Source organism: Pseudoalteromonas sp. TAP-3C (assembly GCF_059888565.1).
Genome location: NZ_CM187618.1, coordinates 225,870 through 242,387, shown reverse-complemented (window position 1 = coordinate 242,387; position 16,518 = coordinate 225,870). Strand labels below are relative to the sequence as shown.

Below are 16,518 nucleotides of genomic sequence, written 5' to 3'. Positions count from 1 at the left end.
TCAGTAAAAATTTAATGTACACGCTGATATTCCTCTAACCATTGTTCTAGTTGTTGTGCTTTTAAAGGGCGACTAAGGTAATAACCTTGTGCATGATCGCATTTCATTTCAAAAAGTAGCGATAAAGACTCTGCGGTTTCTACCCCTTCAGCCACAACAGAAAAACCAAGCTGATGACCCAATGTGATTGAAGAGCGCACTATATATTGATCTTTTTGTGATTCATGAAGCTTTAAAATAAAACATTTATCTAACTTAAGCTCATCTATGGGTAGCATTTTTAAGCGCCCTAATGATGTTTGTCCTACACCATAATCATCTAATGAAATTTTAACCCCAATGCTTTTTAAGTCTTCTAACGCTTTAATACCTTGCGCTTCATTTTCGATCATATCTCGTTCTGTTAACTCAATCGTAACAGAGCTAGGATTTACCCGGTATTTTTTTAACGTAGCGACTAACAAACTATGAAAGCCCGAATGAGCAATATCTTGAGCAGACACATTAATGGCGGCTTGCAAATAAATCTCTCTTTTATTCCACCTAGCTATTTGCGCAATAACTGTATCAACAACCCAAGAGGTTAGTTCCACAATTAATCCAGATTGCTCGGCTAAATCAATAAACACCTCAGGTGACACCCAACTGCCATCTTGTCGTTGCCAACGAATAAGTGACTCAACTTTATCAATTTTCTGACTGTTTATATTGAGCTTAGGCTGATAGGTCATGAATAATTGTCCGTTATCATCATCAATCGCTTGTTTGAGTTCATCGAGCATGATTAAACGGTCTAAATGGGCTTCGTCTTCACCATTTTGGTAGTAATGTAAACTTTGTTGACTCGTAGTTGCCGCATCAACTGCAATCAAAACACGTCGCATTAAATCGTCAGCCTTAACACCTTGAGCAGGATATTGAACAATGCCTGCATTAAAACGCAGGCTTATTTTTAAACTTTTAATCTGATAAGCTACCTGCAATTGCTGGAGTAAATCGGCCACTGCACATTTTACTTGCTCAACCTCAACACAAGGGTAAACCGTTAAAAACTCATCGCCGCCAATACGCGCATGAAATCCACCAAGTTCATCAGAAAATTGACGAATACGGTTTGCCACGGCAATTAAACACTCATCTCCAACTTGTGGGCCAAGCTTGTCGTTTATATGTCTTAAGCCTTTGATATCAATAGCAACAAGTGTATATCGCACATCGTTAGTGAGCCGTTTAGCTAATAAATCTAGCATGGCTGAACGATTATAAAATCCCGTTAAGGTATCGTGATGTGCTTGAAAGCTAATTTGCTGTTCACGTTTATTAATATCATTACCCATATTATTAAAAGCGCTAATTAGGGTTTCTATCTCGCTGCTTTGTTTTTTGCCTTCAAATTTAAACCGGTAGTCACCTTTAGCAAACTGCCTGGCAATAACCGCTAATTGCGACAGCCCTGAGGTTAAATTATTAGCCAGCAAACTACTGGTGATCACGCCAAACAACATGGTCAATACAGCGAGTGTGATTAACGTTAATAGTAATTGCTCAATATCGCGATAACTCGAAGTTAAATCGGCGCTAAGCAGTAAAGTAACTGGGTGCGATTGCAAAGAGGGTAAAGCTATTTGTTGATTTTCATAAATCAAGTATTCATTAAAAAAATGAGCCGTAGTTTTATTGGTAAAGTACGCTATTGGTTGAAAGTTTTCTGTTTGAGATGCTAGCGAGCTGGTTGCAAAGTCATCTAGTTGCGCAACAAAACTCACCTCCATACCGGTTAAGCTTTTGAGTTCAGTAACCACAGCCGATGTTATTTTAAACCCCACTAGGCTATACGCTATGGTTCTGGGTGTTTTAATGGGTAATAAAATCACTTGATAGAGCTGATTATTCAATACCACAAAGCTCGATTGTTCAGAATTATTTAATAATTCATCCATCAAAGGTTGTAAGTTATCGGCAAAGCTTTGTGCATTAACATTCGCTGAGACTAACCGCCCTGATAAATCGAGCAACAGCATAAGATCTGCATTGATCCGTTGGCTATGATTGTATAGCACACTGCTGATAGTGGCTGCATCGCGAGTGGCAACCGCTTGTTTAAAACCAAAATCAGCGGTTAACACCTTAGCAGCAGTTAATAACAGACTTTCTTTTGATTTTAGATATTGTTTATAGACGCTTTGCGCAACCGTTATATTTTGCTGTACTTTTTCTGCCTGAAATTTACTCGTAGACCACCAAGAGCTGAGTAAGCTCACTAAGGTAGTAAGCAATACTAAGCCAACGCACAATGCTGTTATACGGCTGCGTAAATTATTGAGCATTACCTTCCCTAAACTGACTGCCAAAGGTATTACTAGGAGCAGGTGTAGATGTATTTACAGTAAGTGATAATGGCTCAGAGGATTCTATATTAAACATTTTTTTATTATCCAAAGAGGCCGTTTGTAATGAATGCCAAACACTGGCTTGCACAGGAAAAGAGTCTACTTGGAGTGTTATATTGCCTTTATCGTCACTTGTGTATACCTGCTTACTGTTAGCCACATAAATATAGCCCACCATGGAGTCATGGATATTACACCCCAAAACAACGACACCTTGACGATCAAACTTAATTGGCTCTTCAGGCTGGCCAGAATAGAGCTTTAACTGAAACGGCTTCGCCTGTGAAAATGAATAAACATGATGACGAATATTGTCACTATTTGGAAAATTAACGTACTGATCTTGTTGCACAATAAGCAGCTCGGGTGAAAACTGCTTATTAACTTGATCCATTACCGCAATAGGTAAATTACTCGCAGCTTTTGAGGAGGGTGAATGATTTATTTCGACTACCGCATTCGGTAATGCTTGCCCATGCTGATCTTTAATAACCATATTAATGGTGTTGCCAAAGGCCGATACACTAAACAATGCTCCCAGTACTAATAAATAACAACGTTTTGTAATAACTTGCGATGCTCGCACTAACATAACCACCCCCAAAAATTCACCATAGGTTAAGTTAATTAGAGACGAGCACTAATTGCAAGAATTATAGCTCAGTTACTTAAAATAAATACTTTTTTACTAGTGAAAATGAGCTTTGCTATTGAGTTTAACGTACTCGCTAATGGTTAATTAAACCGTAATCCGCATCTAAAATTGCAATCACTTCTTGGCGCGGATCATTGGGTATAACGATCTCTTTACCAATAATTTTGCTAGCTATACCCACATAAGTATCAGACACTTCAAGCATTACTGACTCAGGCAAAATATAATCTTGTGCTAATTTTTCACGTTCTGCCATACGATCTTTATTTAATAACACATCGCTCTCTGGCACGTTATTAATTAATAACTGGCGGAAGCCTTCTTTTGAGTTTTCAATAATTTTGCCATCTTTATAAGATGCTTCATCCCAAATGCGTGATGAATCGGGAGTCCCTACTTCATCAATATAAATAAGTTGCTGCACGCCGTTCATGTCTTCTACGTAACCAAATTCAAATTTGGTATCAACAAAAATCTGCCCAAGCCTAGCTAACTCATTACTGATAAGTTCAAACCCTTCTACCAATAACTTTTCGTATTTGGTGACATCATCAGCCGATTTAAAATTAAAAACGCCTAAGTTATTTGTAATATTCTCACGCGTGATATTTACATCATCAACAGCAGGAATATCAGCCACTCCTTCTATAATACCTTTAGTAGAAGGAGTAATGAGTACCTGTTCAAGCTTTTGATTCGCGTTTAAACCTTCTGGAAGTTGCAAACCACAAAAGTGTCGTTCGCCTTTAGCGTAGTCACGCCACATACTGCCGGTTATATACTGGCGAGCAATCGCTTCAACTTTAACTGTACTGGCTTTACGAACAATCCATACATAAGGATGAGGAATATCCACAATATGATTGCCAGCCAAACCCGCTTTATCAAACATGTTAAACCAATGAGCAGCCACTGAGTTTAATGCAATCCCTTTACCTGGCACGCCATTTAGGCCATTTTCAGCTTGCCATATGCAATCAAAAGCAGAAATTCTGTCTGAAATAACCATAATAGCTAATTCAGTATCGGCAGGGATGTTATAGCCTTTCTCATTTATTAAGCGTTTACTATCTGCATCGGTTAACCAATAAACTGAACGCACTTTACCGCTGTGCACTTTACCTTTGATACGAATGGGTAAGTCATCGTTTACGTCTAAAACTTTATAGCTAGTCATGCTATCTCCGGGGTTTGGCATGCTCAAAGAGCAAAGTATGGAATTGGGGTTAGGCGCTCTATAATAATCTAGCCAACCACAAAGCTCAATCTTAGGCTAAAAACAAATCATCTCAGTATATTTATCTAGCTGGCGCATTGGGGTAAACTTGCATGATGACTTGCCCTGAGGAGCTAGCTTGAACTATTTAACTGCCACTAAGAATAAGAAATATTTAATGTATATTTCTCAAAATTATTCCTACGCTATTTTAAGACCATTGCAAGCAGAAATACTAGCCCAAGGAGGGGAAGTGAAATGGTTTTTAGAAGGCGATGATGTTAATCCTGACTTTCTAAAAAGTGATGAAAAAACGCTAAACTCCATCCACGAAATAAACCAATGGGCGCCTGACGCAACTTTTGCTCCAGCGAACTCCATCCCGACCTTTTTCCCCGGAAAGAAAGTGGCTGTTTTTCATGGCTTTGATGCAGGAAAGCTAAATAAAAAAGGTCAAAACGATCACTTTAAAGTGCGGGGCTGCTTTGATTTATATTGTACGCAAGGCCCAAATACAACCACACCATTTACAGCATTACAAAAACAGCTGGGCTATTTTAAAGTAGTAGAAACAGGTTGGCCCCCTCTTGATCAGTTTTTTAATGGTAACTCAACGCCTAGCCATATTGATGAAATAGACCCTCGCCCAACGGTATTGATCTGCTCTACATTTTCAAAGCGGCTCTCTCTTGCACCTAAACTTTATGAACAAATAAAACACTTTAGTGAAAGCGGTAAGTGGCGATTATTAGTTCAGTTTCATCCTAAAATGCCGCAAGAGTGGGTTGATAAATACAAAGCACTGAGTAATGACAACCTCACTTTTGTAGAAACAGATAATGTTATTCCATTACTGCAATCTGCCGATGTGATGCTGTGCGACACTTCATCAATATTACTGATGTTTTTAGTACAACGAAAGCCTGTGGTGACCTTTTGTAATAAAGCGCCTGAAAAACACTTGCTGGATATTACGGATAAAAATAACGTTGAAGCCGCAATAGACTATGCACTAACTTACCCAAAAGAGCTTATAGATAATATTGAAGCTTTTTGCCAAGAGTTACACCCCTACACAGATGGTAAGTCAAGCCGACGGGTACTTTGCGCAACTAATGAGTTATTACACAGTAATGAAAAACTCAAAGCTAAACCGTTTAATATTATTAGGCAATTAAAAATGCGTAAAAAACTCAACTACTGGAGTTGGTAAGGCGATATGATTAATCTTGAAAATGTGTCTTTTAAATGGCAAAAAACCGCAGTCAACCCAACTCTTGCAATCAAAAAGCTTACTATTAATAAAGCAGAGCATGTTTTTGTACATGGCCCAAGCGGCAGTGGCAAATCCACCTTACTGGCATTATTAGCCGGTATCAATACAACCACTAGCGGCGAGCTTTGTGTTTTAAAGCAAAATCTAAGTACACTGACTAACGCTCAGCGTGATGCCTTTAGAGCCGATCATATTGGCTATATTTTTCAAAGCTTTAACTTACTACCTTATTTAACGCCATTGGAAAACGTGTGTTTAGGGTGTCAATTTTCAAAAAAACGTCAGCAACAGGTGCTCAGCCAAGCCGATAATTTACTCAGTGAAGCAGCTCGATTGCTCAATGCACTGGGGTTAGAAGCACACTTTCATAATCAAAATGTAGCCACGCTTAGTATTGGCCAACAGCAGCGAGTTGCTGCAGCACGCGCATTTATAGGTAGCCCTGAGCTTATTATTGCTGACGAACCCACTTCCGCATTGGATACCCAAAATCGCGAAGGTTTTATTAAGTTACTATTTGAACAAGCTAAAAATAATAACAGTACCCTCGTTTTTGTCAGCCATGATGAAACATTAAAGCCACTATTTAGTCGCACAATCGACTTAGTTAATTTGCAAGGTGATGTATGATTTTGTTTAAACTTGCTTATAAAAGCGTGCTAAATAGGCGTGCCAGCGTGTTACTGACCTTACTGACAATTGCGATTAGTGTGATGTTATTGCTCAGTATTGAACGCGTTCGCATTGACGCAAAAAGTAGTTTTAGTAATACCATTTCGGGTACTGATTTAATTGTGGGCGCTCGCACGGGTGATATTCAATTACTACTCTCTTCGGTGTTTAGAATTGGCCATACGAATAATGGAGTGAGTTGGCAAAGCTATCAATATATTACAAAACAGCGCGGAGTTAAGTGGAGTATTCCTATCAGCCTAGGAGATAGCCACAAAGGTCAGGCGGTATTAGGCACCACACTTGATTACTTTAATCACTACCGATTTGCCAAAAAACAGCCTTTAGAGTTTGAGCGAGGACAGGCTTTTTCCAGTATAAACGAAGTGGTAATAGGTAGTGAGGTTGCAAAAAAGCGCGCTTATCAAATCGGCGATGAAATTGTGATTTCTCATGGTATGGGCAACACAAGCTTTCATCATCATGACGATAATCCTTTTAAAGTTGTTGGTATTTTAAAGCCCACCGGCACCCCAGTAGATAAAACCTTGCATGTGCCACTGGCAGCCATTGAACTGATCCATGGCGCTGAACACAGCACACACGACGATCATCATGACCACTCAAGCCACGCATTAATTGGTCACCCACAACAAATTACTGCTTTTTTAATGGGCTTCGACTCCCCGCTTTATACGCTTCAAATTAGGCGTAATATAAACCAATATAAGCAAGAGCCTCTACTAGCGATTATGCCCACAGTGACACTAAAAGAGCTTTGGGAAATGCTGGCAATAATAGAAAAGATACTACTGCTATTTTCATTTGTGGTGGTTATTATAAGCTTGCTTGGTATGTTAACCACACTACTTGCTAACCTTAATCAACGGCGCAGAGAGCTGGCAATATTGCGCTCTGTGGGCGCACGCCCATGGCAGTTATTTTCACTGATCAGTATGGAGTCACTACTCACTACCTTTTTAGGCTGCTTGGTAGGCTGCATTTTATTTTATACACTTATGGGCACGACGGCGAGTTACTTACAAAGCCAAGTCGGGGTGAGTATTAATATCAATATGCTCTCTGGCTATGAACTCACTTTGATTGGCGTTATTATGGCTGCGGGATTCGTTATTGGCTTGATCCCCGCGACACGCGCTTACTTTTATTCTCTCAGTGATGGTATGAGTATAAAAATATAAACTTTAGGATGATCATGACGTTGTTTAAAGTAACTACACACTTTTTAATGCTATTAAGCGCAGTGCTTATTAGCTTTGCTAGCATTGCAAATCCACCCAAGGAAATTTTTTGGGAAGATTTAATCCCACAAGGCCATGTGCAAATAGACACCCAAGCACAAGCAAATCACGAAGGCAGTGAACAAAACTGGGTGCAACCTGATTTAGACGCGCCAGTTGTTAAAGCGCTTGATGGACAGTCTGTGAGCCTACCTGGTTTTGTTGTGCCACTTGAAGGCGACAGCGAACTCATTACCGAGTTTTTATTAGTCCCTTATTTTGGCGCCTGTATTCATGTTCCCCCACCGCCACCAAATCAGCTGGTTCATGTGACCATTAAAGGCGGTGTCCCTATAGACAGTTTATACGATGCAATTGTTGTAACGGGCGTTATTAAAACGCAAACTTGGTCTGGCGAAATAGCCCAAGTAGGTTACACAATGCAAGCAGTCGGTGTTGCTCCCTTTGAGCTTTAATTCTTAAAATAAAAAACCCACTATAAAGTGGGTTTTTTATTTTGTTCTATCAACCACCCGTTCTAATATCCCGCTCAAGTTCAGACTGCGTTTTCACTGGATGACAAGTCGACTTCACTGTGCTCTTATTGCTTTCATCTTCGTCAGAGCTAAAGATTGTATAGTTATAGTCAGTCTCGACTTCGCCACCTAAACACTCATGCTCTGCAAATACTTCATCTCCATAACCGTCTGGTACTTCTTGTGATGCACACCCACTGAGGATCAGAAGTGATATTAAAATTGACATTACTTTCATATTTATCTCCTTAAAAAATACTGTGTAAATTACAGCTCATACTTAAAATGCCATGAAGGAAGCTTGTTAAGTATTGGTAAAAGTGCTTTTTCTTTCCTTAAATTGCTACGCTCTCTCTCTAACTGCTTTCGCTCTCGACATAACTCTTTACTTTGGTTACTTGACGGTTTATCACTCGCTAATTCATTACTAATAGATTGTAACCGCCAATTAATATTCTTAAGTCTATCATCTATTTCGGCTTTCCTTGCTTCAAATTGATAACGTTCATTACCCTCTTGCCATGCTTTTCTAAACTGTGTGTCATTACAAACCCCGTTATACGCATCGCCTCGTAAACCGAGGGTAAAGCCATTTTCAGGCTGACAAAAGGCTGCGAGTCCCTGTTTGTAACCAACTTGATAATCATCTAATTTTGCAGTGATGCCAAATTCACTACAAGCGGATATGATTTCTCTGCCTTGCTCAAAAGTATACCCTTGCTCACCATGACTAAAGCCTAGATTTGTCCAATTGGCCTGTATACATTCATCCTGAGACAAAGAAGAGCACCCTGATAGAGATAGTAAAAATAAAATGAACATACAACGGCTAAACATACTATTTCCTATAGTGTCATAGATTATTCAAGTACCTATTTTAAGAGATATTCATTTAAAGTGAATAATAAAAATGTAACAAGCTATTCTCATAAAGCTGGAATGTAGAATAAAAAAAACCTTGAGAGTATGCACTTTCAAGGTTTTATTTATACCCTGTGGTAGTCAAAAAAATTAAGCGGTGCCGCCTACCGTTAGATTATCTATTTTCAAACTTGGCTGGCCAACTCCTACAGGTACACTTTGACCGTCTTTACCACATACCCCTACGCCTTTATCTAATGCTAAGTCATTACCCACCATAGAAATTTGCTGCATAACCTCAGGGCCATTACCAATTAATGTTGCGCCTTTAATTGGCTGAGTAATTTTACCATTTTCAATTAAATAAGCCTCTGAGGCACTAAATACAAACTTACCCGAGGTGATATCCACTTGGCCGCCACCAAAATTTGGTGCAAACACGCCTTTTTTCACACTGCTAATAATATCGGCTTGACTATGCTCACCGCCTAACATGTATGTGTTGGTCATACGTGGCATAGGTAAATGAGCGTACGATTCACGACGGGCATTACCCGTTGGGCTAACGCCCATCAAACGGGCATTCATTTTATCTTGCATGTAGCCTTTTAAAATACCGTTTTCGATAAGTACGTTATAAGCCGCAGGCGTGCCTTCGTCATCAACATTAAGAGAACCACGGCGATCAGCTATTGTGCCATCATCAACCACAGTACATAGCTCTGAGGCAACTTTTTGCCCTACTTTACCACTAAACGCAGACGCGCCTTTACGGTTAAAATCTCCCTCTAGGCCATGGCCTACAGCCTCGTGTAACAATACGCCTGGCCAGCCATTGCCTAATACCACTTCCATCGTGCCTGCTGGAGCATCAATAGCCTCTAAGTTTACTTTAGCTTGACGCACAGCTTCTTCTGCAAAGCCCATCCAGCGCGGCTTGCCATCAACAAGCTCTTTAAAGTAACCATAATCTAAGCGCGCACCACCGCCCGCACCGCCACGTTCACGGCGACCATTTTTTTCAAGTAACACAGAGCAATTTAAACGTATAAGCGGACGGATATCGGTCGCAAAGGTGCCATCGCTGGCTGCAATTAATACCTCCTCGTATACCGCAGACATAGAGCTAATGACTTGCTCAGCACCGGGGGCTAATTCGCGAATATAATTTTCAAGTTCACGTAACAAGTTAACTTTATCAGTATCGCTCATGCTAGAGATTGGCTGATGCGGCGCAAACTGCTGCTTTGCAGCCACATCGCTAAATACTTTAACCGCTTTATCTTCACCGGCATCGGCAATACTGCGTGCAGCGGTGGCTGCTTTGTTTAACGCTTCAAGGTTTATTGCATCTGAGTACGAAAAACCAGTTTTTTCACCGCTTACCGCCCGCACTCCCACACCACGCTCAACGTTATAAGAACCCTCTTTAACTAGGCCGTCTTCTAATACCCAAGACTCATGATGGCTCGATTGAAAATAAAGATCGGCATAATCAACTTTGTGCTGGTGAATATAAGCTAATGTTTTTTCGAGTTCTCCTCGATTTAGCTGGCTGTCGTGTAATAAATGCTGTTCAACCGAATTCATAATAATGGCTCTCTAAATCGTTGGTGAGATTGCAACGGCATATCTCGTCTAATTTTGTGTAACTGGTTTAAATCTACGGTGCAACTAATAAAACCAAGCCCTGTTGGTTTTTCACTTAATGTTTCACCCCAAGGCGATACCATTAAGCTGTGACCATAAGTTTGCCTGCCGTTTTCATGCGTTCCATATTGCGCTGCCGCAATAACATAACATTGCGTTTCTATGGCACGCGCTGTAAGTAGCGGCTGGCCAATGCGCTTTGCCTGTTGGAACAGTGAACGCACTGGGTACTAATATAATTTCAGCGCCTTTGCCCACTAATGCGTTAAATAAACCAGCAAAGCGCAAATCATAACATACTGTTAAACCAATTTTACCAAAAGGAGAATCAACAACCACAATCGCATCGCCTGCTTGGGTAAAGTCGGATTCTCGGTAGCTACCGGTTTGGTCATCGACCTCAACATCAAACAAGTGTATTTTGTTATAGCTTGCAACAATATCGCCTTGGTTATTAAATAAATGTGAGGCCCCGTGGTACTTATGCTGATTATACGGCTCTGGCAACGTGCCAGCATTTAACCAAATATTGTGTTTACGGCACAATTCACTGAGTTGCTGTTTATACTGTTCAATACGCTGTGATACTAAAAGCGTATCAGTGGCGTGTTTACTAAACACTAAAAATGCTTCTGGTAAACACACTAGCATAGGACGAGCTGTCGGTAAGGTTTGTAATGCCTGTTTTAATTTTGCAATATTATCGTCCGGGTTTAAGCCTGAGCACATTTGTAATGCAATAATCACAGGGCATAGGTTTACATTTTGCTTATTCATCGTGCTGCGCTAATCTCGGCATCTTTAAGTTTTAACTCTGAAGATGCTTGGGGCTGATTTTGTGCAGCTTGCGGCAAGGTCACTTCTCGGCTCTTACGATCTAACTCTTGTACCTGAGGATCGTTCATTTTGCCTGTCACTTTAAAGTTGATCTCTGAGATCACTCTCGCAGAGTGAATCACTTTATCAATTGCTAACGCGGCAAGCCCCGTAACCGGATTGACCATCCACGCCACAATCACCGGAATACTTGAGGTTACTTGCGGCGCCACCGCTAAGTCGTAGTCTATTTCAAGGGTGTTTAAATTTGCATACCCTTTAATAGAAAGATCGGCTGGCACCCCATCCATTTTTGTATCTTGGGTATAGGCAATGCCTTTATCTATCTGCATAGTGCCTTTCATGCTGTTATAAAAAAAGCCTTTAGAAAATACATCTCTAAAATCTAGCTTTAATTTACGCACTAACGAATCAAGGCTCAGTAATGAAAACACCCTTGAACCGCCATCACTAACCTCGGTTAGATGGCCCTCGCCTAAATCCCAGCTGATTTCGCCATCCAAACTAGCAATATCTGGGCTATAAGGCGCAGCTTGCCAATTTAGCTGATAATTTAGATTAGCCTTTGAGTCTTTGATGGTGGTGGTAATGTCAAACTCATTAAATAACGCGCCAATATCATCACTTTTAAGTTCACCCGTTAGTGCTGTTAACCCGTTTTGCCATTGCCCTTTGGTACGCAATATATGCTCGCCTTTATCAACCACTAGCTCAGAAATAAGCAGCTTTTTACCATCGCCTAACAACGAGGCGCTTACTTTATCAAGCTGATAATGGCTCACTTTACAATCAGCGCATTCAAATTCAATAGCCGGTAACCTTGTGAGCCATGCAAGTTGCTCAGGGGTTGATTTTTCGCTCGACTGCTCTGTTTCGGACTCTAAAAAGTTAAGCCTTAAATAATCGCTGTTAATTCGAATCGGCTGACTGGGTTGCTCGCTAGGTATAAATACCTCAGCCCTTAATTCTTTGGCATTAAGCTTTAATTGCAAATTATTATTTAAGGGTGATAAACGCATATCAAAATCATTAAACTGCATGCCACTAACATTAAAACTGTCAATATTCGCAATCACTTCATGCAAAGGTGGCATCACGCTTGGCGATGTGTTTTGAGGCTGCGTTTTAGCCACACTGATAATTTGGTCGATTAAATCAATCCAAGGTAATAACTCACTCTGCGCTAAATTAATGCTCACCGCTAAATCTTGTGAATTAAGCCCTAAATCTTTGTTGCCGATTATAAAGTGAGCATTGGAGAACTGTGATTTTGTATTGTCTAAAATGGCATTAAAATAAAATAGTTCATTGATGTTTGCGGTGATCAAATTAGATATATCATCGCCTTGAATAACCGCACTCAGTGGCCAAGTTTGCTCACTACTTTTTGTGTATTCCTCAGGCAGGGAACTACTTAAGCCTGTTAGTGGCGACTCTACTTTGGCAAGGTAATTAAACCCTTGCTCAGTAAAATTAAGCGCTAAATCAATAGTAATATCACTTTGTCCACTGAGGTAACCGTCTAAAATTCCTTGACCACTCTCAATCAGTGTTTTTGCATCAAGTTGGGCATTTATATTAATATCAGCGCGATAATCCGCTGCATTGCTATCACTGCTATAGTTAATGGTTAGCGGCATGCCAAGCCATGTAGCCGTGGCATCAGTTAGGTTTATTTGCTGATTTTTAAAACTAAGCTCCCCCTTTAAATGCTCAAGTGAAATACCAGGCGCTGAAATGTAGAGGGGTGAATCGAGTAAATTAACCGTACCACTGACACTTGCTCCATCCTCAAACTGTGATCCTATCAACAGCTCAATGTTTGCTTTGGCAAGCCCCTTTCCTTGTACTACATCGAAAATATCAGCTAAAGGGTTTGCTAGGGGGGTAGCGGAAAAAAAATCGTGCATTTTTTCAAGCTCTGCTTGCTTATCAATATTAACCACTAATGGCACATTACCCATTAAGTCATCCATACTGACATGCACACTATTGCCAACGTCTAGATTAACAAGTTGTCCTTGCTGGCTGTAAATATCCATACGTTCATTCGCAAAATGCAGTTTAATACTGGCATTAGTGACTGCAGGCCATGTCGGATCAAATTGATAAGTGGCGTTATCAATTTGCGCTAATACATCAAACTGCCCAGAACCATCTTTAAACGGAAATCCAGATAATGGACCAGAAAACAATACTTGCGCATTCGATACTTCACCTGCTTTTATTGCACCATTTAAATAACTAACTAGCTCTGGGCTCATTAAAGTTAAAGGAAAATAGTGGCCAGCAACATTGGCATCCGGTGCAAATGCCTCAGCATATAAATCTAAGCGTGGCGCATCCCCTAAGCTTAATTGCATCTGTGCGCTTAAAGTCACTTCATTGTTATCAAACCAGAGATTATCACTGCTTATATGCCACTTACCTGAGCGCTTAGCTAAATCCAACTCAATATTTAGCTGGTTATACTCAATATCTTGGCTAAAACTAGCACCTGTAATTAAACGACTGTTTTCACCAAAAATAGTAATGTGGCCATACTGCTGATTAACCAGCCCATTAACCCTTAAAGATTGTGCCGCGGGTATGGCGTTGTTTTCTTTCCAGCTAATCTCATCAGCATCAAACCATAGCTGCCATTGCTGATCGTTAACAAACTCAAAGTACGCAGTTTTAATTTGTCCACGGGGTTGACGTGCTAAAAAAGGGGTTAACTCACTAAAGTTAGTTAATTCAGCTAAATCACTCAATAAGGTTAAATCGAGTTGCTGAAACCATACTTTACTTTGTTTACCTAGTAAGGCTTCAAATTCAAGGCTTGGCCAAGTGGTGCCGCCCGTGCTAAAAGCTAAGCCGGTGCTTTTTAACCGCCAGCTATTTTGCTCTGGATATAAATGAAACCCACCCTCACTGAGGCTTACCTTTTGTGTTTGTTCATTGAGTTGCCAATTTACCGCACTGGGTAACCACTGCACTTTTACATCACTTATTAAGCCTTGATCTAACTTTAGCCAGGCTTGTAAATTTAAATCACTGTGTAATTGCTGCTTTTGAGTATTAATATACTGGGCTAACCAATTTGACACATCAACCTGGTTAGCTTGCACATACAGATCACCCACCATTTGCTCTAAGGTTTCACCTTTGAGCGCAATACGCGCATCAAAATTACCGACCGAAATACCTGGTAATGCAAGGCTACCACTGCCAAGATGCTGTTTATCTTGGTTTTGCCATACAATATTTTTCAGTAATAGTTTGCGCTCTTTGTTATCTTCTAATATAAAACTGATACTGGAGTTTTCTATTGCAAAATGACCTGTTTCGCCTAAAAATAGCCCTTCTATTAATTCTTTTTGCTCAAATGACACATCATCTTGGTTACCTGCGAATAAATTTGCAACATTGACCTTAGTATGAAAACCATTAATCACAAAGTAATTCGATTTAAGTTGTAGTGACTTTAAACTTTCCCAGAGGTTTAACTCTAAACTCGTTTTAGCAATGGTCAAAGAGATAGGTGAAGTTTGGTTATCTTTAAATGACAATTCTTCGAGCACTAAGGCGGGCCCATTACCTTGCCAACTTGCTGATATAGCGCCTATCGATAAGCTAATATCAAACTTGCTATCTAGGTAACTTTCTATATCACCTTTGTAGTCGTTCGCGTAGGGTAAAGTATATTTTAAAACAGAAACGATAACGGCCAGTAGTACTAATATTACAGCACTGATTTGCCATAACTTTCGCACACAAAAAAAACAGGCCGCTTTAAATTTCATTACATCATTACCACATCAAACTGCTCTTGGCTGTATAAGCTTTCTGTTTGAATATTAACTTGCTTACCAATAAAGAGTTCTAATTCGGCAAGATTATGATACTCATCATTTAATAATGCTTCGCATACTGCAGGCGCAGCATAAACCACAAATTTATCCGCATCATAAGCACGATTAACCCGCACTATTTCACGTAACACTTCATAGCAAACGGTTTCGACTGTTTTTTGTGAACCACGACCAGAACAGGCAGGACACACATCACACAGTACATGCTCTAAACTCTCGCGAATACGTTTGCGGGTCATTTCAACTAAGCCCAATGCCGACAAACCATTAATATTGGATTTAGCTCGGTCTTTAGACAGCGCAGATTCTAATGAGTGCATTACGCGGCGTTTGTGCTCATCGCTTAACATATCAATAAAATCGATAATAATTATACCGCCTAAATTACGCAGTCTTAGCTGACGCGCAATAGCAGAGGTTGCCTCTACATTGGTATTAAAAATAGTTTCTTCAAGATTACGGTGGCCAACAAAAGCACCGGTATTTACATCAACGGTGGTCATGGCTTCAGTTTGATCTATGATCAAGTACCCCCCGACTTTAAGGTAACTTTTCGATGCAGTGCTTTTTGAATTTCACTTTCAACATCAAACAAATCAAAAATAGGACGCTCTCCAGGGTAATACTCAAGCACTTGCGATAAAAGCGGTACAAATTCCTCGGTAAATAACTTTAACTCTTCATAGGTCAGCTTAGAGTCAACACGAATACGCTCCATATCTTCGCCCACATAATCGCGCAACGTTCTAAAGGCGAGCGTTAAATCTTCATGAAGTATACTGGCTTTACTGGTTTTTCTGCGACGAGAGACTATTTTTCCCCACAGTTTTTTTAAAAAAGCAGCATCGTGTCTAAGCTCAACCTCACTGGCCCCTTCAGCCGCCGTTCTAACAATAAAACTGCCGTTTTCATCACCATACTCAGCAACAATTGTCTTTAATCTGGCGCGTTCTTCTTCTGTTTCTATACGTTGACTCACGCCAACATGGGTTGCATCAGGCATAAACACTAAATAACGTGAAGGAATAGTGATATCGGTAGTTAAACGCGCACCTTTACTGCCCAACGGATCTTTAACTACTTGCACCATAATATACTGACCTTGACGCACAAGCTCACGAATATCTTGGACTTTTTTTATCGGCTCGTCGTCAACACCTTCCACAATAGAAGCGCTATTGACAATATCTGAAGCGTGTAAAAAAGCTGCTTTTTCTAACCCTATATCAACAAATGCGGCTTGCATACCGGGTAACACGCGGCTTATTTTACCCAAGTAAATATTACCCACTATGCCTAAGTTGCCAATACGCTCTAGCTGGATTTCTTG

General features: G+C 40.3%; 11 protein-coding genes and 2 pseudogenes. 4 read left to right on the top strand and 9 right to left on the bottom strand.

The genetic code is table 11. The annotated features are described in order from the left end of the window. Positions 1-11: 11 nt before the first annotated feature. From AC6H44_RS01050 to AC6H44_RS01040, 3 genes are all read right to left on the bottom strand, one after another. The gene (locus AC6H44_RS01050) at positions 12-2,327 is read right to left on the bottom strand and encodes a bifunctional diguanylate cyclase/phosphodiesterase (protein WP_500736957.1); all 2,316 of its coding nucleotides are present in this window, start codon (positions 2,325-2,327) and stop codon (positions 12-14) included. Beyond that, positions 2,317-2,982 carry a methylamine utilization protein gene (locus tag AC6H44_RS01045; protein ID WP_500736956.1) on the bottom strand — a complete coding sequence of 222 codons (666 nt, stop codon included), beginning with the start codon at positions 2,980-2,982 and terminating at the stop codon, positions 2,317-2,319. Before AC6H44_RS01045 ends, AC6H44_RS01050 begins: the two co-directional genes overlap by 11 nt. Before the next feature lie 136 nt (positions 2,983-3,118). After that, positions 3,119-4,222, bottom strand: a complete 1,104-nt coding sequence (locus AC6H44_RS01040) for a phosphoribosylaminoimidazolesuccinocarboxamide synthase (RefSeq protein WP_500736954.1) — start codon at positions 4,220-4,222, stop codon at positions 3,119-3,121. 217 nt (positions 4,223-4,439) lie between these two features. On the opposite strand from AC6H44_RS01040, the gene AC6H44_RS01035 reads away from it, so the two are divergent. From AC6H44_RS01035 to AC6H44_RS01020, 4 genes are read left to right on the top strand one after another with little or no spacing between them, the layout of a single operon-like run. Further along, positions 4,440-5,474: a CDP-glycerol glycerophosphotransferase family protein gene (locus AC6H44_RS01035; RefSeq protein ID WP_500738347.1), complete on the top strand. Its 1,035-nt coding sequence runs from the start codon at positions 4,440-4,442 to the stop codon at positions 5,472-5,474. A 6-nt stretch (positions 5,475-5,480) separates the two neighbouring features. Next, entirely contained in the window at positions 5,481-6,167 is a 687-nt protein-coding gene (locus AC6H44_RS01030; RefSeq protein WP_500736953.1) for an ABC transporter ATP-binding protein, read from the top strand. Continuing rightward, positions 6,164-7,411: an ABC transporter permease gene (locus AC6H44_RS01025; RefSeq protein ID WP_500736951.1), complete on the top strand. Its 1,248-nt coding sequence runs from the start codon at positions 6,164-6,166 to the stop codon at positions 7,409-7,411. The genes AC6H44_RS01030 and AC6H44_RS01025 overlap by 4 nt, the downstream gene beginning before the upstream one ends. A 14-nt stretch (positions 7,412-7,425) precedes the next feature. Further along, complete coding sequence (locus AC6H44_RS01020; protein WP_500736949.1) at positions 7,426-7,926, top strand: DUF3299 domain-containing protein; 501 nt, start codon at positions 7,426-7,428, stop codon at positions 7,924-7,926. Positions 7,927-7,975: 49 nt separating this feature from the next. On the opposite strand, the gene AC6H44_RS01015 is transcribed toward AC6H44_RS01020, so the two are convergent. The 6 genes and pseudogenes from AC6H44_RS01015 to AC6H44_RS00990 all read right to left on the bottom strand — a co-directional run bounded on the left by AC6H44_RS01015 (position 7,976) and on the right by AC6H44_RS00990 (position 16,423). Further along, positions 7,976-8,224, bottom strand: a complete 249-nt coding sequence (locus AC6H44_RS01015) for a hypothetical protein (protein WP_500736948.1) — start codon at positions 8,222-8,224, stop codon at positions 7,976-7,978. 29 nt (positions 8,225-8,253) lie between these two features. Further along, complete coding sequence (locus AC6H44_RS01010) at positions 8,254-8,766, bottom strand: DUF2799 domain-containing protein (protein ID WP_500736947.1); 513 nt, start codon at positions 8,764-8,766, stop codon at positions 8,254-8,256. Between the two features lie 231 nt (positions 8,767-8,997). Further along, on the bottom strand, positions 8,998-10,437 hold the full coding sequence (gene tldD / locus AC6H44_RS01005) for a metalloprotease TldD (RefSeq protein ID WP_500736946.1): 1,440 nt from the start codon (positions 10,435-10,437) through the stop codon (positions 8,998-9,000). Continuing rightward, positions 10,434-11,274: pseudogene (locus tag AC6H44_RS01000) on the bottom strand (carbon-nitrogen hydrolase family protein). The gene tldD and the pseudogene AC6H44_RS01000 overlap by 4 nt, the downstream one beginning before the upstream one ends. Then, a complete protein-coding gene (locus tag AC6H44_RS00995) occupies positions 11,271-15,119 on the bottom strand; it encodes a YhdP family protein (RefSeq protein WP_500736945.1) in 3,849 nt (1,282 codons plus the stop codon). Before AC6H44_RS00995 ends, AC6H44_RS01000 begins: the two are co-directional and overlap by 4 nt. Next, positions 15,119-16,423: pseudogene (locus AC6H44_RS00990) on the bottom strand (ribonuclease E/G). Before AC6H44_RS00990 ends, AC6H44_RS00995 begins: the two are co-directional and overlap by 1 nt. Positions 16,424-16,518 lie beyond the last annotated feature (95 nt).

What these genes read in the sequence shown, in the direction of transcription:
- AC6H44_RS00995 (WP_500736945.1), bottom strand. Translation starts at nt 15,119, where the DNA reads ATGAAATTTAAAGCGGCCTGTTTTTTTTGTGTGCGAAAGTTATGGCAA.
- AC6H44_RS01050 (WP_500736957.1), bottom strand. Translation starts at nt 2,327, where the DNA reads ATGCTCAATAATTTACGCAGCCGTATAACAGCATTGTGCGTTGGCTTA.
- tldD (WP_500736946.1), bottom strand. Translation starts at nt 10,437, where the DNA reads ATGAATTCGGTTGAACAGCATTTATTACACGACAGCCAGCTAAATCGA.
- AC6H44_RS01040 (WP_500736954.1), bottom strand. Translation starts at nt 4,222, where the DNA reads ATGACTAGCTATAAAGTTTTAGACGTAAACGATGACTTACCCATTCGT.
- AC6H44_RS01020 (WP_500736949.1), top strand. Translation starts at nt 7,426, where the DNA reads ATGACGTTGTTTAAAGTAACTACACACTTTTTAATGCTATTAAGCGCA.
- AC6H44_RS01045 (WP_500736956.1), bottom strand. Translation starts at nt 2,982, where the DNA reads ATGTTAGTGCGAGCATCGCAAGTTATTACAAAACGTTGTTATTTATTA.
- AC6H44_RS01030 (WP_500736953.1), top strand. Translation starts at nt 5,481, where the DNA reads ATGATTAATCTTGAAAATGTGTCTTTTAAATGGCAAAAAACCGCAGTC.
- AC6H44_RS01035 (WP_500738347.1), top strand. Translation starts at nt 4,440, where the DNA reads ATGTATATTTCTCAAAATTATTCCTACGCTATTTTAAGACCATTGCAA.
- AC6H44_RS01025 (WP_500736951.1), top strand. Translation starts at nt 6,164, where the DNA reads ATGATTTTGTTTAAACTTGCTTATAAAAGCGTGCTAAATAGGCGTGCC.
- AC6H44_RS01015 (WP_500736948.1), bottom strand. Translation starts at nt 8,224, where the DNA reads ATGAAAGTAATGTCAATTTTAATATCACTTCTGATCCTCAGTGGGTGT.